Source organism: Mediterraneibacter catenae, assembly GCF_008691045.1.
GTDB lineage: Bacteria > Bacillota > Clostridia > Lachnospirales > Lachnospiraceae > Mediterraneibacter > Mediterraneibacter ornithocaccae.
The window spans coordinates 183,617-203,585 of record NZ_VMSO01000001.1 but is presented as its reverse complement, the minus strand read 5'-3'; the positions used below and the strand labels follow the sequence as shown (position 1 = coordinate 203,585).

17 protein-coding genes are annotated in these 19,969 nt (G+C 47.4%); 2 read left to right on the top strand and 15 right to left on the bottom strand.

What is annotated here, in order from left to right; translation table 11 throughout:
* Positions 1–351: 351 nt before the first annotated feature.
* The 4 genes from FNY66_RS00805 to FNY66_RS00785 all read right to left on the bottom strand — a co-directional run bounded on the left by FNY66_RS00805 (position 352) and on the right by FNY66_RS00785 (position 6,613).
* The gene (locus FNY66_RS00805; RefSeq protein WP_150310004.1) at positions 352–1,365 is read right to left on the bottom strand and encodes an acyltransferase; all 1,014 of its coding nucleotides are present in this window, start codon (positions 1,363–1,365) and stop codon (positions 352–354) included.
* Between the two features lie 14 nt (positions 1,366–1,379).
* On the bottom strand, positions 1,380–2,594 hold the full coding sequence (locus tag FNY66_RS00800; protein ID WP_150310003.1) for a Y-family DNA polymerase: 1,215 nt from the start codon (positions 2,592–2,594) through the stop codon (positions 1,380–1,382).
* 32 nt (positions 2,595–2,626) lie between these two features.
* Positions 2,627–5,239: an ATP-dependent chaperone ClpB gene (clpB, locus tag FNY66_RS00795; protein ID WP_150310002.1), complete on the bottom strand. Its 2,613-nt coding sequence runs from the start codon at positions 5,237–5,239 to the stop codon at positions 2,627–2,629.
* Positions 5,240–5,632: 393 nt separating this feature from the next.
* Entirely contained in the window at positions 5,633–6,613 is a 981-nt protein-coding gene (locus tag FNY66_RS00785) for a glycosyltransferase family A protein (protein WP_150310001.1), read from the bottom strand.
* Positions 6,614–6,898: 285 nt separating this feature from the next.
* Here FNY66_RS00785 and FNY66_RS00780 point away from each other — a divergent pair, with 285 nt between their 5' ends.
* Together FNY66_RS00780 and FNY66_RS00775 are read left to right on the top strand one after the other, a co-directional pair.
* The gene (locus tag FNY66_RS00780) at positions 6,899–8,464 is read left to right on the top strand and encodes an aminotransferase class I/II-fold pyridoxal phosphate-dependent enzyme (RefSeq protein ID WP_087152180.1); all 1,566 of its coding nucleotides are present in this window, start codon (positions 6,899–6,901) and stop codon (positions 8,462–8,464) included.
* Between the two features lie 461 nt (positions 8,465–8,925).
* Positions 8,926–9,141 carry an AraC family transcriptional regulator gene (locus tag FNY66_RS00775; protein ID WP_150310000.1) on the top strand — a complete coding sequence of 72 codons (216 nt, stop codon included), beginning with the start codon at positions 8,926–8,928 and terminating at the stop codon, positions 9,139–9,141.
* Between the two features lie 4 nt (positions 9,142–9,145).
* On the opposite strand, the gene gatB is transcribed toward FNY66_RS00775, so the two are convergent.
* The 11 genes from gatB to FNY66_RS00720 all read right to left on the bottom strand — a co-directional run bounded on the left by gatB (position 9,146) and on the right by FNY66_RS00720 (position 19,968).
* Positions 9,146–10,582, bottom strand: a complete 1,437-nt coding sequence (gatB, locus tag FNY66_RS00770) for an Asp-tRNA(Asn)/Glu-tRNA(Gln) amidotransferase subunit GatB (RefSeq protein WP_150309999.1) — start codon at positions 10,580–10,582, stop codon at positions 9,146–9,148.
* A gap of 2 nt (positions 10,583–10,584) precedes the next feature.
* Positions 10,585–12,123 (bottom strand): Asp-tRNA(Asn)/Glu-tRNA(Gln) amidotransferase subunit GatA, encoded by a 1,539-nt coding sequence (gatA, locus tag FNY66_RS00765; protein ID WP_150309998.1) that lies wholly within the window; start codon positions 12,121–12,123, stop codon positions 10,585–10,587.
* 36 nt (positions 12,124–12,159) lie between these two features.
* Positions 12,160–12,453 carry an Asp-tRNA(Asn)/Glu-tRNA(Gln) amidotransferase subunit GatC gene (gene gatC / locus FNY66_RS00760; RefSeq protein ID WP_087152175.1) on the bottom strand — a complete coding sequence of 98 codons (294 nt, stop codon included), beginning with the start codon at positions 12,451–12,453 and terminating at the stop codon, positions 12,160–12,162.
* A gap of 75 nt (positions 12,454–12,528) precedes the next feature.
* Positions 12,529–13,860: an aspartate--tRNA(Asn) ligase gene (gene aspS / locus FNY66_RS00755; protein WP_087152174.1), complete on the bottom strand. Its 1,332-nt coding sequence runs from the start codon at positions 13,858–13,860 to the stop codon at positions 12,529–12,531.
* A gap of 500 nt (positions 13,861–14,360) precedes the next feature.
* The gene (locus FNY66_RS00750) at positions 14,361–15,677 is read right to left on the bottom strand and encodes a S41 family peptidase (RefSeq protein WP_150309997.1); all 1,317 of its coding nucleotides are present in this window, start codon (positions 15,675–15,677) and stop codon (positions 14,361–14,363) included.
* Positions 15,678–15,782: 105 nt separating this feature from the next.
* Positions 15,783–16,736, bottom strand: coding sequence for a permease-like cell division protein FtsX (gene ftsX / locus FNY66_RS00745; RefSeq protein WP_150309996.1), 954 nt, complete (start codon positions 16,734–16,736; stop codon positions 15,783–15,785).
* Positions 16,726–17,412, bottom strand: a complete 687-nt coding sequence (gene ftsE / locus FNY66_RS00740; protein WP_087152171.1) for a cell division ATP-binding protein FtsE — start codon at positions 17,410–17,412, stop codon at positions 16,726–16,728. Before ftsE ends, ftsX begins: the two co-directional genes overlap by 11 nt.
* 46 nt (positions 17,413–17,458) lie before the next feature.
* Entirely contained in the window at positions 17,459–18,550 is a 1,092-nt protein-coding gene (locus FNY66_RS00735) for a PucR family transcriptional regulator (RefSeq protein WP_087152170.1), read from the bottom strand.
* A 171-nt stretch (positions 18,551–18,721) separates the two neighbouring features.
* Entirely contained in the window at positions 18,722–19,396 is a 675-nt protein-coding gene (locus FNY66_RS00730; protein WP_087152169.1) for a WecB/TagA/CpsF family glycosyltransferase, read from the bottom strand.
* A 65-nt stretch (positions 19,397–19,461) separates the two neighbouring features.
* Complete coding sequence (locus tag FNY66_RS00725; protein WP_087152168.1) at positions 19,462–19,665, bottom strand: small, acid-soluble spore protein, alpha/beta type; 204 nt, start codon at positions 19,663–19,665, stop codon at positions 19,462–19,464.
* Positions 19,666–19,773: 108 nt separating this feature from the next.
* Positions 19,774–19,968, bottom strand: coding sequence for a PspC domain-containing protein (locus FNY66_RS00720; protein WP_087152167.1), 195 nt, complete (start codon positions 19,966–19,968; stop codon positions 19,774–19,776).
* Between the last annotated feature and the right edge of the window lies 1 nt (position 19,969).

Genomic DNA, 19,969 nt, shown 5'->3' with positions numbered 1-19,969 from the left:
TTGCGTGTACGCAGGCGGAGAAAAAGGTTGATCCCGGCTCCGGTTACAGGAAATAACTCAAAGTAACAAAGCAGGAAAATGGTTAAAAGCAAGTGAAAAAATGACGAACTCGCAAGCTCAGACAGCATCATTTTTTCACTTAACACCATTTCCCTGCTTTTAACTTTTCGTAATTTCCTTCCACAGTCGCCGTTCTCAATCTTTTTACGCACCGTTGGAGCGGCGTCGGCACTTAGAGCGCATCTTCTGCGCTCTTATGTACCGCTACGCCGCGACCGAGTGAAAACGTGTGCGATAACAATACATACCTCCCGGCGGACTCTTTCTCAGTCAGATAAATCCGAATTCCTCTCATGTTATCTTTCGTCCTCCCGGAAGCTTCCGTATCACCCACACGCACGCAAATGACGCCAGTGCGATCACTACGATAAGTCCCGGCACCGCGATCCACGCCGTCAGATCCCACGGCTTCATGTATTTCTTATAATTATCGAGGAACAGGATATGGATCAGGTAAATGCCGAACGAACATCCGCAGAACAGGTCGATTACTTTTCTCGCCCGCTCCCCCGGTCTGACATGGGCGTTTCCAAGCCGCAGCATAAACAGAAAGAAGCACACTGCCGCAATGGCAACAAAGGGACTGATATAAGTCAGCGCATCCTCATAATGGTCGCCCGTCACCGTTGTAACACCCCATGTGATTCCGAACGTTGCAGCCATGCTGAACACGCAGATAACAGCCAGTGTTCTCTGGCTGATCCGTATATGCCGTCTGTATTTATATAGATAAAATCCCACAAATACGTACCACGCGTAAATCCTGTCGCCAATCAGCGGCAGGTCATAATATGCCTCTCCACCCATGAGCCACAGAACATAGTTAAACAGTACCGCGCCCGTCGTCACAATAAGAAACACCTTTTCCAGTTTCAGGCTCATATTTCTGCACATCACCTGAAAGAACGGAAGCACAAGGTAAATGGGAATCATAGCGTACAGATACCACAGATGCGCCTCCGCCGGAACATAAAGTATCTCCTTTAAGTCAAATGACGATCCCATGTAATAGATATTCCAGAAGTAGTAAACTGCGCTCCATACAACCAGCGCAATGACAAAACGCACGACCCGGTGTATATGTTTTTTAATCGGCTCGTCTCTCCCCAGCAGCAGAGCTCCGGATATCATGAAAAAGCAGGGCACGCTGAGTCTTGCCACTGTGTCGATCACAAGAGAAAAGAGATATTCCCCCTGCGGGATCTTACCGTAGGCACGGCAGAAATAATTGCTCACATGGATCGCGATAACCAGAATGAACGAGATCATTCTGACCAGTTCCAGATTATAGTTCTTTTCTTTCATAATAACAGTTCCCCTCACTTGTTATGCGGCTTTTTCGGCATCAGGCTTGCTTTCATGACAGCCCCTTCTCCAAACCTCTCATTCAGTTCATCCATAGCTTTCTTCAGCCGTTTGTGTTTCTCATCCGGTTCTTTAGGTATCTCAATATCAAAAATCGAGAGCTGTTCAGGCGCTGCTTCATCGGTAAGCTTGGAAGTCCGGATTCCCAGCAGACGCACCGGCTCTCCGCTCCATACTTCAAGGAACAGACTGCAGGCAGTCTCTTTGAGCACTTCCGGATCATTGGTCGGCTTATCCATCTGTATCTGATGAGAAACCGTCCGGAAATCATAATATTTAATCTCCATGCTAACCATTCCGGCTTTCTTTCCCGCTTTCTTAAGCCGTCCTCCTACACTCTGCGCAAGCCGCTCAAATACCGGCCGGATTTCCTCCATTGTCGCCGCGTCTTCACTGAGAGTTGTGGAATTTCCGATTCCTTTCGCCTCATCGGGCTCTGACTGGACTACCGAAGTTCCGATGCCGTTGGCAAATTCCCACAGCATCTTCCCGTGGCTCTTCAGATGGAGCATAATCAGGCGCGGATCTGACTGCGCAAGATCACCTATGGTATTGATCTCCAGTTTTTTCAGTACCTCCTCGCTGGATTTCCCCGCCATATAGAGTTCTCCTATAGGCAGCGGCCACATCTTCTCCTTTATCTCCTCCGGATAAAGTGTATGTATCCGGTCCGGTTTTTCAAAATCCGACGCCATCTTCGCCAGAAGTTTATTTGTAGAGATTCCGATATTTACGGTGAATCCAAATCGCTCCTTTATCCCGTCTTTTATCTCCACCGCGCCATCCACAGGAGAGTTCCATCGGTCTGCAATTCCTGTGAAATCCATGTAGCACTCGTCCACACTGACCTGTTCAATCTCTTTCGTAAATGTCCGAAGGTACTCCATCAGTCTCCTGCTCTTCTCCCGGTACATTTTGTGATCCGGGGGATACATTGCAAGATTCGGGCACTTACGAAAGGCATTCGCAACAGGTTCCCCCGTGCGGATGCCATATCGCTTCGCCGCAGGGGATTTGGCGAGCACCACGCCATGACGGGATTTCTGGTCCCCGCCGATGATCGCTGGTATCTCGCGCAGATCCACTGCGGCTCCGTTTTTCAGTTGTTCTACTGCAGTCCAGCTTAAATATGCTGAATTTACATCTATATGAAAGATGATAGGTGCCATCCGAATATCGTCCTTTCACGCCGGCTTCGGCATCAGGAAACGGTCTCCGTTGCAACGACCTGACCTTTCACTTCTGCTGTCAGTTTTCCGTCTTTCGCATCGATCAGGATTGTATCTTCCCTGCCAACATTTCCGGCAAGGATCAGTCTTGCCGCCAGCGTCTCAACATTCTTCTGCAGATATCTTTTCAGCGGTCTTGCTCCGTACATCGGGTCGTAGCCGCCTTCTACTACGAAGTCTTTTGCTGCATCTGTCAGTTCGATCGTCAGCTCTTTCTCCGCCAGCCGTTTGTTGACATCTGCTATCAGTAAGTCAATAATGGCACGGATATTCTGTTTCGTCAATGGCTTGAACATAATTATTTCATCCAGACGGTTCAGGAATTCCGGTCTGAAGTGGGCTTTCAGGTCGTTCATGACCATCTCCTGACTCTGTTCGTCTATAGAGCCGTCATCATGGATGCCTTCCAGCAGATAGCTTGCCCCGATGTTCGAGGTCATGATCAGGATCGTATTCTTAAAGTCTACCGTTCTTCCCTGAGAGTCTGTAATACGCCCGTCGTCGAGTACCTGGAGCAGTACGTTAAATACATCAGGATGCGCTTTCTCAACTTCGTCGAATAATACAACTGAATAAGGCTTCCTGCGGACTGCCTCCGTGAGCTGTCCGCCCTCATCATATCCTACATATCCCGGAGGAGCTCCAATCAGACGGGAGACGGAATATTTCTCCATATACTCGCTCATATCGATGCGCACCATATTGTTCTCATCATCGAACAAACTCTGTGCCAATGCTTTTGCAAGCTCCGTCTTACCGACTCCGGTAGGTCCTAAGAACAAGAACGAACCGATCGGCTTGCTTGGATCTTTGATCCCGGCTTTGGAACGGATGATCGCTTCCGTAACAAGTTCCACACCTTCGTCCTGTCCTACTACACGCTTATGGAGTTCCTCTGCAAGATGAAGAGTCTTATTTCTCTCGCTCTCGTTCAGCTTCGCCACCGGAATCCCTGTCCACCTGGATACGATACGCGCGATCTCATCATCTGTGACAGCCTCATGAACAAGGGAAAGGTCTTTTTCTTTTACCTTTTCCTCTTCTTCCTCAAGCTGTTTCTGCAGCTGCGGCAGTCTGCCGTACTGCAATTCAGCTGCCCTGTTCAGGTCATATTCTCTCTGGGCTTTCTGGATATCCTTGTTGACCTGCTCAATCTCCTCGCGAATCTTCTGCACCCGCTCAACAGAGGTTTTCTCATTCTCCCACTGGACTTTCTTGCCGGCGTACTGTTCTTTCAGACCTGCCAGCTCCTCCTGCAGATGTTCGAGACGCTCCTTACTCAGGCGGTCTTCCTCTTTCTTAAGCGCTGACTCCTCGATCTCAAGCTGCATAACCTTACGTCTCAGTTCGTCAAGTTCTGTCGGCATGGAGTCGAGTTCTGTCTTGATCAGGGCACACGCCTCATCTACAAGGTCGATCGCCTTATCCGGAAGAAAACGGTCAGAGATATATCGGTTCGAAAGTGTCGCCGCCGCAACAAGCGCGCTGTCCGTGATCTTTACGCCGTGGAATACTTCGTACCGCTCTTTCAGGCCACGCAGGATAGAGATTGCATCCTCCACCGTCGGTTCATCTACCATAACCGGCTGGAAACGACGTTCCAGAGCCGCGTCTTTCTCAATATATTCACGGTATTCATCCAGCGTCGTCGCACCGATACAGTGCAGCTCTCCTCTCGCCAGCATAGGTTTCAACATATTTCCGGCGTCCATGGCGCCGTCCGTCTTGCCCGCACCGACAATTGTGTGCAGCTCATCAATAAATAGGATAATCTTCCCGTCACTGTTCTTCACTTCCTCAAGGACCGCTTTCAGACGTTCCTCGAACTCGCCCCGGTATTTTGCCCCGGCAACAAGTGCGCCCATATCAAGGGAGAAGATTGTCTTCTCTTTCAGTCCTTCCGGAACATCCCCGCTGACGATACGCTGCGCCAGACCTTCCACGACTGCAGTCTTGCCTACTCCAGGCTCGCCGATAAGCACGGGGTTATTTTTTGTCTTACGGGAAAGGATGCGGATCACATTGCGGATCTCCTCATCACGACCGATGACCGGATCAAGCTTCTGCTCTCTTGCACGCTCCACAAGATCCTGCCCGTATTTATTTAACGTATCATAGGTAGCTTCCGGATTGTCGCTGGTCACCCGCTGGTTTCCCCGCACGGTTGAAAGTGCGTGCAGGAATCCCTCACGGCTGATGCCATACTCACGGAAAAGCTGTTTCATATCTTTACTTGCATATTTTAACAGGGCAAGGAACAGATGCTCGACAGACACATACTCGTCTCCCATCTGTTTCGCCTCATCCTCTGCATGGATGAGGACATTGTTGAGATCCTGTCCTACGTAAGCCTGACCGCCCTGGACTTTCGGCCGCTTACCGATCAGCTGTTCCACACTGTTTATGAAGAGCTGTCCCTGGATACTCATTTTTTCAATCAATTTTAAAATCAGACTGTCATCCTGCGTCAGCAGAGCATAGAGCAGATGCTCCTGCGCCAGTTCCTGATTGCCGTTATCTGCGGCGATCTTCTCGCAGTTCTGTACAGCCTGTAATGAATTCTGTGTAAATTTATTAATATTCATGGCTGTTCCCTCCTTCATTGAAGTCTGCCCGTTATCACTCAGATCCATAACTCTGATCCGGTAACGAGAGCAGATCAGCAGACACTACCTGGTTTTCGTGTTCTAGTAGAAATATAGCAGTAATTATTAGCACAGTCAAGAGGTGAGTGCTAATTTTTTTGAATTTTTTTTTGCAAACCCAGTAAAATCAATGGTTTGCAAGCATTTTCTACTCTTGAAATTGTCATTTTTCTTAAGTTTGACTCCCCTTGTCAACACTGGTGTGAGGATTGCCGTATTCGTCACAGCAGTTCTTCTATTCCCAGCATACTTATATCTGTGGGCGTTCTGTCTGGGATTTTCACTTCAAAGGGAAGTCCTCGCTGTAAGATAATCTGTTTATAAAACATATTTTTAGTCCGAAATGGTCCGTTTTTCGCTTCTCCGGCTCTCCGTCCTCAAAGCAGATATAGTTGATTGATGATTTGATGCAATGCGAACAGCAGCAGCCATCCCGCCGTCACCATATGATGGGCTTTTGATAAAATCTACAGATGCCTGGCTTAAAATTTGCTTTTCTTTCAAGGTATGGCATATTTCCTTTTCCCATCCGTCCAGTCTTGACATGGATATGGTTTCGATCTCCAATATTGCATCTTCTATATGCGCCTGATAAGACTGGTTATGTTTTCTTATTATAAAACGCATTAGTTCAAGCCGCTTTGACATACTCTTGACATTCGATGAAGCAGGCGCAGTACGATAATCAATTAGTGGTTCTGGCACAATCCCGATATGTGCGTTCGGTACTGTTTCCAACATACTTAAAAAGAAATCCCAGTCTTCAAAACCTGAACGCATAGATTCATCATATCCTCCACTTTTTTCCCATACTTCACGCCGAAGGATATGAGTTGCCGGACAACAATTACGTGCAAGAAATTTACTTACATTTCCTCCGCCTGGACAAATTACCGAATCAAGCACGCCGAAGGTATTCATCCATGATGAAGCAGCTACCATTGAAGGATTTTCGTGCAACAACTTACAAACCTGCTCTATATATGAGGGCTTGACTTTATCGTCTCCGTCAAGTACAAGTACCAGTGGTGTTTCAGACTTACGAATACCGGTATTTCTCGCTGTTGATACACCGCTATTTGCCTGCTGTATCACAACGACCGGAATAGGAATAGCGTGGTCTGCCTTAATTGTATTCAATATGTCCAGAGAATATTTATCTGTCGAGCCATCGTCTACAATAATAATTCTTGACGGCAGTACGGTCTGTTCACATAATGAATGAACCGCTTCAATGATCATATCCCCTTGATTATAACTCGTAATAACTGCTTCAATATCTTTAGCTGTACGACGCTCATCTCTAATGTCCATTATATTTCCTCCTTCTCTGTACCATTCTGCCGGTTCCAGTAGTTCCGCTCACATTGTATCAAAATTCCTGCTATCCCACAAACCTTTATTGATTCCATCTACTTATCCCTAAGCTGTTTCACTATCTGTAGAAATCCTGCTTTCATATCCGCATATTCTTTTCAATTGAGCAAATTGAACTTTCCTCGTTTTGAACTCACAATATTGTATTGAACTTTTTCTAAATCTGTGTTATAGTATCCGCAGCGCAAATTGAACTTTTTTGAACTTACGGAGATAACGAATATGTCTAAAGAAAATTTTGCATTGCGCCTGAAGGCATCCATGGCGCAGCAAGGGAAAAAACAGGTCGATCTGATACGGGCAGCATCTGAGCAGGGAGTTAAGCTCGGGAAGAGCCACATCAGCCAGTATGTAAGTGGAAAAACGCTTCCGCGTCCCGATATCCTGCATTTTCTCGCGGATACACTTCAGGTAGACGAGAACTGGCTGCGGGGTGATGAATCATCATCTGAAACCGCCTCTTCCACCGGTTCGGCCGGCGCGGACGGCGGAAACGCCCCTGCCGGCAATCCAAAACAGAACAGCCAAATAAATTTTAGAAATAATACAATTACGGGGGAAAGACAAATGCGAACATTCAAGAAATCATCGAAACTCGATAACGTCTTATATGATGTAAGGGGACCGGTCGTTGACGAAGCGGCAAGAATGGAAGAGTCCGGCACGCAGATCCTGAAATTGAACATCGGTAATCCCGCTCCGTTCGGTTTCCGCACGCCGGACGAAGTTATCTACGATATGCGTCAGCAATTGACGGAATGTGAAGGGTATTCTCATGCACAGGGGCTTTTTTCTGCAAGAAAAGCAATCATGCAGTATGCACAGCTGAAAGGAATTCCGAATATCGCCATAGAGGACATCTACACCGGAAACGGCGTCAGCGAGCTGATCAATATCTGTATGTCTGCGCTGCTGGACAACGGGGATGAGATCCTGATCCCTTCTCCGGATTATCCGCTGTGGACCGCCTGTGCCACACTTGCCGGCGGAAAGGCTGTACATTACATTTGCGATGAACAGTCGGAATGGTATCCGGACATTGAAGATATCCGCAGAAAGATCACCGACCGTACGAAAGCGATCGTTATCATCAACCCGAACAACCCGACCGGGGCACTGTATCCGAAAGAAGTGCTTCAAAAGATCGTCGATGTAGCAAGAGAGCATCAGCTTATCATCTTTTCCGATGAGATTTACGACCGTCTCGTAATGGATGAAGAAGAGCATATTTCCATTGCTTCCCTTGCGCCGGATCTCTTCTGCATCACTTTCAGCGGTCTGTCCAAGTCTCATATGATCGCAGGATTCCGCATCGGCTGGATGATCTTAAGCGGTAACAAAAAGGCTGCAAAGGATTATATCGAAGGGCTTAAGATGCTCTCCAACATGCGCCTCTGTTCCAATGTCCCCGCACAGTCCATCGTCCAGACAGCACTTGGCGGCCATCAGAGCGTGCGCGGCTATATCGAACCGGGCGGACGTATACGCGAACAGAGAGACTATATTTACAAAGCACTGACCGATATTCCCGGCATCAGCGCTGTAAAGCCAAAAGCAGCATTTTACATCTTCCCGAAGATCGATGTTAAAAAGTTCAATATCACAGACGACGAACAGTTCGCCCTTGATCTTCTGCGGGATAAAAAGATCCTCCTGATCCACGGCGGCGGCTTCAACTGGGAACAGCCGGATCACTTCCGCGTAGTCTATCTGCCCCGAATCGAGGTACTCAAAGAGGCAATGGGGAAAATAGCTGATTTCTTCAGCTACTATAAACAGCAGTTGTAAATGCGGTATTTCTTTAGAACAGGTAAATGAGATTCTTGAATAAACTGACAGAGGCTGACACACTATATGGCTTATGTGTCAGTCTCCTTTTTTATTCTGAAAAACACTGATGTTTTTTACTGACTTCTTTTTCGCCTGTCTTTTTTACTTATCATCTGATTTTTTCGTGTTATAATCATGACAGCATATAAACTCCTGTCATAATTTATGAAGAAAGGCCGGCCGTCCATGAAAATATCCAAAGAAGAATTTCCAAAGCATCTCTCCGCCTACACCGAAGATGAAAAGTTTTACAGAGACGTATATCTGCATGAGAAGGAACATCCTGAGACATTTAAAGAATATCTCGATACGCTCGATCCGGAATATATCAGCCGTCACAGGCTCTATGTACCGGGGATATCTGCATCGAATACCTTGCTCACGAGAAATATCACTCCGCATTTCTCAACGCGCTTCTTATGCAGTTATGGGCAATGCTCCTGCAGTATCATGAAAATGATATCGAATCTATTCTGACCAGAGCGTACGACGGCAGCCCTATCACTGAAATCCTGAACTACATAAGCCGCAGCTATCAGACCGCCACACTTCATGAAACTGCGGAACATTTCATGCGTATGTTCAAAAAAACTTACGGGATGACTCCCGGAGAATACCGGAAATCATCCCGTTGAAAAACTATTTTCCTAATATCTCTTTTATCATCTTTGTCACAGCCGCCGGATCGGCTTTTCCTTTCAGCGCGCGCATGCTCTGTCCCATGAGCGCTCCGAAAGCTTTCTGCTTACCGCCCTTATAGTCTGCGACCGCCTGCGGATTATCCGCCAGGACTTTTTCGACCGCTTCTCTGATAGCGCCCTCGTCGTTCACTGTCTTAAGTCCGTTCTCTTCCACATATTTCTCCGGGTCCACATCATCGGTAAATATCTGTTCAAACACTTTTCTCGCGACAGCGGCGCTGATAGTTCCCACATCTGCCATGTCGATGAGCTTCGCCAGATGCTCCGGTGAGAACTTCAGTTCTTCCGGTTCCATGCCTTTCTCTTTCATCAGGCGGAACACATCTCCCATGATCCAGTTTGCCGCTTTCTTCGGTTTCCCGCACAGCTCGACCGTTGCCTCGAAGAGATCCGCCACTTTCTTGGACTCTGTGATAAGCTCCGCATCATATTCTGGAATATCGAATTCCTTCTTATATCTCTCCAGCTTCTCAGGACGGAGCTCCGGCTGCTGTGCTTTGATCTTTGCGATCCACTCGTCGTTTATCACGATCGGCACAAGATCCGGTTCCGGGAAATAGCGGTAATCCTGCGCGTCCTCCTTGGAACGCATCGCATAGGAATGTTCCTTGTTGTCGTCCCATCTCCTTGTCTCCTGGATGACTTCCTTCCCTTCTTCAAGGAGTTCGATCTGTCTCTGACGCTCTCCCTCGATAGCGTGGGCAATAGCCTTAAATGAGTTCAGGTTCTTCATTTCTGTCCTCGTACCGAACTTTTCAGATCCGGCTTCACGGACAGACAGGTTCACGTCCGCCCTCATGGACCCTTCCTGGAGCTTACAGTCTGACACTCCGAGATACTGTGCGATCATGCGCAGCTTTTCCAGATATGCGATAACCTCATCAGCAGAGCGCATATCCGGTTCGGAGACAATCTCCACAAGCGGGACGCCGCTTCGGTTATAATCTACAAGGGAAGTGTCGTCCCACTCGTCATGGACAAGTTTTCCCGCGTCCTCTTCCATATGCATCTCATGGATCCGTACTTTCTTCTTTCCTGTCTGTGTATCAATCTCCACATATCCGTCTCTCGCGATCGGAAGATAGAGCTGGGAGATCTGGTAGTTCTGCGGATTATCCGGATAGAAATAATTCTTCCGGTCGAACTTGCACACCTGTGTGATCTTACAGTTTGCGGCAAGTCCCAGCGCCATAGCATACTCTACCACCTGCTTATTGAGCACCGGAAGCGATCCGGGCATTCCCGTACACACCGGGCATGTATGGGTATTGGGCGCGCTTCCGAACTCTGTGCTGCATCCGCAGAAGATCTTCGTCTTTGTTGCCAGTTCGATATGGACCTCAAGTCCGATGACTGTCTCATACTGCTTTGCCATATCTAGCGCACCTCCTTATCCATCGCTGCATCTGCCGCTCCCATGCCGCCATCGCTTATACCGCCTGCAGACGCTCTGCTGATATTTGCCATTGTCTCATACTGTTTTCCTGTCGCGCATTCATAAGTGTATGCCGCCCGGATCAGTGTTTTCTCCTCAAATGCATTTCCGATCAGCTGCATCCCGATAGGCAGTCCGTTTTTATCTTTCCCGACCGGCACTGTCATTCCCGGAAGTCCTGCAAGGTTTACGGAGATCGTATAAATATCTCCCAGATACATTTTCAGCGGATCGTTCAGACTCTTGCCCAGTTCGGGAGCCGTCGTCGGTGCTGCCGGTCCAAGAATGATATCATAATACTCAAACGCCTTGTCAAATTCTTTTTTGATCAGAGCTTTTGTCCGAAGAGCTTTCAGATAGTATGCGTCATAATATCCGGAGCTCAGGACAAATGAGCCGAGCATGATACGGCGTTTTACCTCCGGACCGAATCCTTCTGAACGGGTCTTTTTGTACATATTGTGGAGCCCCTCGTACTCCTCTGTACGATAGCCGTATTTTACACCGTCAAAACGTTCCAGATTCGAGCTTGCCTCCGCAGAAGCAATCGTGTAATACGCCGGGATGGCATATTTTACAAGTCCCAGATCAAACGTCTCGACAACAGCGCCGTTTTCTTCCAGAACTTTTGCCGCCCGAAGGACTGCCTGTCTCACTTCCGGATCAAGGCCGTCTCCCATATAATCCTTCGGTATGCCGATCTTCAGCCCTTTTGCATTATTCTCAAGAGCACTCGTAAAATCATAATCGTCTCTGTCTATAGATGTGCTGTCTTTCGGATCGTGTGATGCGATTGCCTCAAGGAATGCCGCGCAGTCGGACACATCTTTCGCCACCGGTCCGATCTGATCCAGTGAAGAACCGTAAGCGATCAGTCCGTATCTGGAGACAGTCCCATAGGTAGGTTTCAGGCCGACCACGCCGCAGAAGGAACTGGGCTGCCGTATGGAGCCGCCCGTATCCGATCCGAGAGCGCCGAAGCACTCCCCCGCCGCTACCGCTGCGCAGGAACCTCCTGAAGAACCTCCGGGCACGTGAGCCGTATTGTGCGGGTTTTTCGTCGGTCCATACCAGGAAGTCTCCGTGGTGCTTCCCATTGCGAATTCATCCATATTTGTCTTTCCTATGATCACTGCCCCGGCATTCTTTAAGTTCTCTACCGCCTCTGCAGTATATGTGGGTTTGAAATTCGAAAGTATCTTTGAGCTGCAGGTCGTAAGCTGTCCTCTGATACACATATTATCCTTGACTGCAACCGGCACTCCCGCCAGAGGTCCGGTCAGTTCGCCTGCATCGATCTTCTTCTGGATTTCTTCCGCCTGCGCAAATGCTCCTTCTTCGTCCAGTGTCACATAGCTGTTGATCGCTGGCTCGGCTTCCTTTGCACGGTCAATCGCCGCCTGAACAGCTTCTCGCACTGTGATCTCGCCGGCTTTTATCTTTTTTCCCAGCTCAAGGGCTGTAAGTTCTAATATTTCCATAATCTATGCCGCCTTTCTGTCATGATCCGCTTCGTCTCAGCCGATTGTTCTCGGCACTTCAAAGGTATCCTCTTTTCTCTGCGGTGCGTTCGCCAGTGTCTCTTCCCTGCCGTCACCGTTTGTCACCACATCCTCGCGGAATACATTATTTACCGGAAATACATGGGACATCGGCTCAATCCCTGATGTGTCCAGTTCATTCAGCGTATCAATGTAATCCAGCATCTTCTCCATGTCCGCTTTTGCAGCTTCTTTCTCTGTATCTGATAACTCGAGTTTTGCCAGGATTCCGACATACTCGATGGTCTCGTCTGATATCTTGTTTGCCATGACTGTCTCTCCTTTCTCTGTATCTGGTCGCCTGAGCCTCTCCAAGATTTTTTCTGCAGATCAGGCTGTGCTTTATTACGGTTCCAGTCTGCTCATATCCCTCGGGAACAATGTAGTCTCGCGGACATTGTCGTCTCCTGTCAGTTTCATGGTCAGACGCTCCAGACCGATCCCCAGGCCGCCGTGAGGCGGCATACCGTATTTGAATGTGCTCAGATACTGCTCCATTCCTTCTTCTGTCATGCCGCGCTGTTCCATCTTTGCAAGCAGGCTCTCGTAATCGTGGATACGCTGACCGCCTGTCGTGATCTCCATTCCACGGAACAGTAGGTCAAAGCTCAGCGTATAGGTCGGATCCTCCGGATCGTCCATCGCATAGAACGGACGCTTCCTTGACGGATAGTGTGTAACGAATACGAAATCCGCATCCCACTTTTCTTTCGCATATCTGCTGATGAGCACTTCCTCCTCCGGCTCCAGATCATAAGGGCTTCTGATCTTCCGCCCATACTCTTGAGAGACAAGTTTCTTGATCTCATCAAACCGCACAGCCGGAATATCCTCTGTCTTCGGCAGCTCGATCCCGAGTATTCTGATCTCATCTGCATATTCTTCTTCGAGAAGTTTCATCGTGTACTGGAGATAACCGGTCTCCATAGCCATCACGTCCTCAAATCCCTCGATATATCCCATCTCAAAATCAAGGCTCGTATATTCGTTCAGATGGCGCTTTGTATTATGTTTTTCCGCCCGGAATACCGGAGCTGTCTCAAATACTCTGTCGAACACCCCGACCATCATCTGTTTGTAGAACTGCGGGCTCTGCTGAAGGATAGCCGGTCTGTGAAAATAATCCAGACGGAACAGGTTTGCACCGCCCTCCGCGCTCTTGGCTCCGATCTTCGGCGTATGGATCTCTGTAAATCCTTCACCGTAAAGGAAATCACGGAATCCTCTCACGAGACCTTCCTGAATCCTGAACCTTGCTCTCTCCCTTAAGTTTCTCAGAGAAACCGGACGATAGTTCAGCTTCGCCTCTAGGGAAGTGTTCAGCTTCCACTTCGCAATCGGCAGGGGCATGGGCGCTGCCGGTTCGCTTAAGATGCGGATGCCTCTCAGACGGATCTCAATGCCGTGGGGCGCTTTCTCCGATTCTGCCACAATACCTGTAACCTCTGCCGTAGCCGCCTCTTTCACATCCTTGAGGTCAAAGCCTGACAAACCTTTCTCGTACACACACTGCACAAGGCCGCCGCGTTTTCTGAGTATCACGAAAGCTACCGTACCCATATCACGGATCGTGTGGACGGCTCCGTTTACCTTTACCGTCTGTCCTTTTACCTCTTCCTTAAGCAGATCTGCAAGTTCCAAAGTTTCCGATTTTTTTACTCCTTTTACCAGTTCCATTGTTTTCTCTCCTTTCAGATGCTGCATCCCGGGGAAAACAAAACGTCCCGGGATACTTAAGTATCCCGGGACGGAAATTATCAAGATAAAATCCGCGGTACCACCCGCATTGAACCCTCACCCAAGTGATCAGGGTTCCCCTCTTTGCATGTAACGTACGCCTCACGTACCGCCCTACTTTATGCTAAGCTTTCTGCACCTGTTCAGACGGTCAGCTCCCAAGTGTTCCCTTAACCTTCTCCGCTGTCCGGCGCTCTCAGTCGGTGACGCCAACTTCCTGTCAGTTTCTGAAGACCAGAGTCTTGTTCATTGCCTTTGTCTATTTTAACACTTTAGCCTGTTAAAATATGTTTCCAATAATATCACACTGCTTTTTTAATTTCAACCCCTTTTTTGCAAGTTTCAGATTTATATCTTGCATTTTTCGCCGTACAAACTCTTTTCATCCTTATCCTCCGTCACTTATCACAGCTCTGCTTCCAACACAATCCGAGGCCGTTCTATTCCTGTTCAAGCTCTGTCTTCACAACTTCCAAAGCCCTGTCAAGTTGATTATCCGCCTCCGGATTCTTCTCATCATATTCGTACTCGACTTCAACATCCGGCTTCACACCTGCACCGTTGATACTTCTTCCGCTTGGTGTGTAATATTCAGCTATTGTAACTTTGAAACAGGTACCGTCGCCCAGATCCATAAGCTGCTGTACTACACCTTTACCGTAAGTTGTCATCCCCACGATCGTTCCCGTACCGTAGTCCTGTATGGCTCCGCTGAATATTTCCGAGGCACTTGCACTGTACTGATTCACAAGAACTGTCAGAGGCTTTGTAAATTCATGACTGCCGTCACAGGTGATTTCCTCGGTATTACCGTACTTGTCTTTTGTAGATACTATCGTTCCTTCGGGCAGCAATAATTTAAGCATATCTGTCACCGTCGTCAAGCTGCCTCCCGGATTTCCTCTCAGATCGATGACAAGTCCCTGCATTCCCTGCGATTCCAGATCATTGAGCGCTTCCTCGAACTGGTCGTAAGTCACACTGTCAAATTCACTCACTGCGATGTAGCCTATCTGTCCGTCTTTCATCTCACTGGTAACTGTCTGAACCTCAACGATATCTCTTGTAGCTGTCAGTTCCAGTTCTTCTCCGCCTCTTATCACATGGAGGACTACATCCGTTCCCTGCTCGCCCTTGATCCATGATACCACCGTCTCAAGATCCTGTCCCGAGACCGAATGATCATCCACCTGATATATGATGTCGCCCTGCTTCAAACCGGCTTTTTCTGCCGGGGAGTCCTCGTACACATTGCTCACTGTTATTTCATCGCTGTCCAGGCTCTTGGACATCGTAGCCCCTATACCTGAGAATTCGCCGCTGGTAGACTCATAAAGAGCTTTGGTCTCCTCCTCGTCATAATACTCTGTGTACGGATCTCCCAGAGCCTCTGCATAGCCGGAATATATCCCGTCTATCAGGGCGTCTTCATCGACTTCATCGACTTCATCGTCATACAGATAATACTCCTCTATCAGGCCGTTTATCTTATCCAGCTTTTCATTGACATCAGCTTCCGAAACTGTCCCTGAAGTATAATCTCCGGTAAACATACCGGTGACTGCCTTCCAGAGTCCTGCCGCACCACATATGATGATCACTGCGCCCAGCGCGCCGGCCAGTACGCCCATACTGAATCTGCCATTTCTTTTATCCTGTTTGCCGGCAGTTCCTCCCGCTGCTTGAGACGCTTGTACTGTCTCTTCCGCTGTTTCCTCAGGGCCCTCATGACCACTGTCTTTATTCAAATCTGTCATCTCTTTCACTCCTCTTCTAATACTTGAAAAAGAGGGCAAAGCGGATCACTCTCTTCTCCACTTTGTCCTCCCACATTCTTTCTCCGTATATACTCGTACTGTTTCCTATACTTTGAGGTGCTTGCGCACGGTAAAGAAACTTCCCAGGAATCCGATGCCGATACCCATGATAAGTCCTACCGGGAGCAGTATCTGATAGACTGTTCCAACCGGAAGGAAATCAATGATATTCTGCAGGATACTGAATTTTGTCATGATATACTGTACCGCCCTGTCATACAGGAAATACAGCAGTGTCAGCGGAATCGCAGCTCCGAATATACCGATGATCAGACCCTCGATCACAAACGGCGACCGCACCACAAAGTCTTTCGCGCCGATATATTTCATAATCGCAATCTCTTCCTTGCGGACTGTAATACCCATGGTAACCGTATTACTGATCAGGAAGATAGATACGCCAAACAGTATGACGATAATCGCGATAGACACAATCGCTACAAGCGTATTCACACTGGAAAGTGTATTTGCGACCACATCTGATTTATTGACTTCACGGACTCCGTCAAGCCCCTGCGCAAACTCTACAAGTTCATTCTGTGTCTCTGACAGAGACCGGCTCCTTGCCACCAGACTCTGATCGTCATTCTCCATAGTCTCCATGTATACTTCATAGTTATCAGAACTTGCCAGCGGGTTGTCGTCTTTAAATCCCTCTGCCAGCTCCGGATTATCGCCGAAATACTCTTTCTGGAACTCTTCCCATGCTTCATCTGCAGAAACATAATTTACGTCTGCCACACCTTCATGCTCTGCAAGCTGCTGTCCGATCTCTTCTTTCTGCTCATCTGTGGCGTCTTCTTCAAAGAATACCGTGATGGCAACGCCTTCTTCGGCAGTTCTTATGATGTACTGAAAGTTTACGAGAATCGAGAAAAATAAACCAAACAGGAAGATACAAGCTGACATCGTCGCAACGGATGCGAGTGAAAACATCTTGTTCCTCCAGATATTCTTGACCCCCTGCTTTCCTACGTATCCTATTGTGCTAATCCTCATTTATATACCCACCTTTTTGTTCATCACTGACAATCACGCCCTGTTTCATCGTGATCACTCGTTCGTTCATCTCGTTTACAATTTCCTGGTTGTGCGTAACAACAAGCACTGTCGTTCCACGCTCATTTGCTTCCTTCAGAATACTCATGATTTCCCATGAGTTCGTCGGATCCAGGTTTCCGGTAGGTTCGTCTGCCAGCAGTATAGCCGGCTCATTCACAAGAGCTCTTGCAATCGCAACCCGCTGCTGCTCGCCGCCTGAGAGCTCTTTTGGAAATGATTTATATTTCTGCGCCAGTCCCACCAGAGAAAGTGCCGCCGGGACCTTTTTCTTGATGATTCTGGTTGGCGTCTCGGTCACACGCAGCGCAAAAGCGATATTCTCATAGATGTTTCTGTCTTTCAGCAGACGGAAATCCTGAAAGACAACGCCAATTCCTCTTCTGTACTTTGCAATATTACGGTGTTTCATCCTGTTCAGGTTCTGCCCGTTCACGATGATGGTTCCCTCGGTCGGATTCAGCTCTTTCATGATCAGTTTGATCAGGGTAGACTTACCGGATCCGCTGTCACCCACGATAAAGACAAACTCACCACGTTCGATCTTTACGGATATTCCGTTCAGAGCGGCATTACCTTTGGAATACTCCTTTGTCACCTTTCTTAATTCAATCATATGTTCCTCCTAATTATTCATACCCCTGCTCGTATATTATATGGATTTAAAACTCCAAAGACTCCATATAATTCATGTATTTTACGACCATCAGCGCGATCTTGAATGTGATTGCATCCTCGAAAACGCGAAGATCCAGACCGGTGCTCTTCTGGAGCTTATCCAGCCTGTAAACAAGAGTATTTCTGTGAATATAAAGCTGCCTGGACGTTTCTGACACATTGAGGCTGTTCTCAAAGAATTTGTTGATCGTCGTCAATGTCTCCTCATCAAAATCGTCCGGAGATTTCCCCTCGAAAATCTCTTTGATAAACATCTTGCACAACGGAATCGGAAGCTGATAGATCAGACGGCCAATACCCAGAGTCGTAAATGCTACGATATCTTTCTCATCGAAAAAGATTTTCCCGACGTCAAGAGCAAGCTTCGCTTCTTTGTACGATTTGGAAACCTCCTTGATATCATTGACAATTGTACCGTATGCGATGCGGATCTGCTCCTCCCCTCCCTCGTTGCGGAGCGTATCCAGCATTTCTTTTGCCATCTTCTCAAGTTCTTTGTTGCCGTCCTTGTCAGTAAGCTCTTTCACCACAATGATATTTTTCTCATCAACCGCAGTGATAAAATCCTTCGACTTACCGCCGAGCAGACTCCTTACATTTTCAAGCGCAGCATTATCCCTTTCATGCGATGTCTCAATAATAAAGATAACACGTTTTACTTCTGTGTCAATATGTAATTTTTTCGCGCGGTTATAAATATCCACCAGCAGCAGGTTATCGAGCAAAAGATTTTTTATGAAATTATCCTTGTCAAACCGCTCTTTATATGCTACCAGGAGGCTCTGGATCTGGAATGCCGCTATCTTGCCAAGCATATACACATCCTCACTGTCGCCGTCGGCAAGGAGCACATATTCTAACCGCTGCTCATCAAATATCTTAAAAAACTGACATCCCTGGATTACCTGGCTGTCTGCAGGGGATTCCACGAATGAAAGCACCGCCTCGCCGCGGTCCTGCCCATTGTCAAATGTGGCTGCCAGTTCCTTTCCTTCTGTATCCAGAACGCAGAAGTCCACCCTCGCAATCCCTTTTAATCCATCGATCGTATTTTGCAGTATCTGATTAGAAATCATACCTCTTCCTCCACTCCTCCAGAAAACCATGTACACTTTTCACAAATTTTAAGCAAAAAAAATATTCAAATTTACATATTCACGTATTATATTAATGCAAAACATCAAAAAAATAAAGAGGAAATCCACTTTTTTTATGCATTTCCTCAAATGTTTTACAAAAAATTCATATTATTTTTCTTTCTGCTGTTTTTCTACCTGCCTGCGGAACATCGTTTTTCTGAAGAAATGCCTGATCTGCTGTAACACCTTGCGGTCATCGTAGCTCCGCGAAAGCATCGGGCCGCACCCAAACCAAAGCTTAGCGTTGATCAATGTCCGGTTTCTGCTTATGAAACTCTCCTGATAGGGCGGCGTTAATACTGACAAAACACAATCTGTCTCTGTTCCGTTAATGTCATTTACTACCTCTTCTTCCCGATTGTCATCACGATTCAGACAGGCATGCCCGGTCAGCCGTATCCCCCTGTTATACCGCCTGATCGCACCTTCAGCCTTAGAGATCGCCTCTTCTGTATCTGCCAGCAGATAAACCCTTTTCTGATTTTTCTGAAGGTATTTCATAAACATTTTCAGAAAGGTCCTGTTTTCTGTTTCTTTCAGTTTTACCCTGTCGCGGACTTCAGCCGCCTCAAGGATCTCAGACTCCCCGGGGAGAACCAGTTTAAAATCCCCTGCCTGCGATATCCATGCTTCATCATCCTGATTGTTCATCAAGGAATCCATGGTCATCATTTCTATTGTATCAACCGGGTCATTTTCCATAAACTGCATAGCCAGCACCATCGTTTCCTTAGCTGTCAGACAGTTCATCTCAACTCCCAGAACTTTTATCTTTTCTTCCATAACTACATCACCTATAGTCTCCCCAGCCGTACAATTTTATCAAATCTGACGTTTTTTGTAAAGTTTTACCTGCCCTGTTTTATTATTTTTTCCCTTTTCTTTTTTGTCACGATACCTCCGATCCGTCCGGTCTCTTTTGATGTAAGAGATTTCCATCCTTCTGAAAGCACTCTGTCCAGAAGTCCCAGTTCTTCCGCCACTTCATATTTTATCTTTTCTTCAGGTTCCAGATTGTTCAGGTCGATTTTTTTTGTTTTTTTCTTTGACACAATACCCCTTCTTTCCGTTTTCTCGAAGTATTGCCCTAATTAAGTCAGAATATTCAAACTAAGAAACCGGACGTTTCTTAAGCGTCCGGTACATTACGTTCACTCCTTTTATGCTTCCGGGTTATCCGGTATAATGATCGCCGCGATAATGTATGCCAATATCCCGCTTCCCCCGGATAATCCGAATACCACCGCCAGCAGTCTGATCAGTGTCGGATCAATATTAAAATATTCGGCGATTCCCCCGCATACCCCACAGAGCATCTTATTGTTCCTCGAACGATATAATCTTTTTTCCGTCATA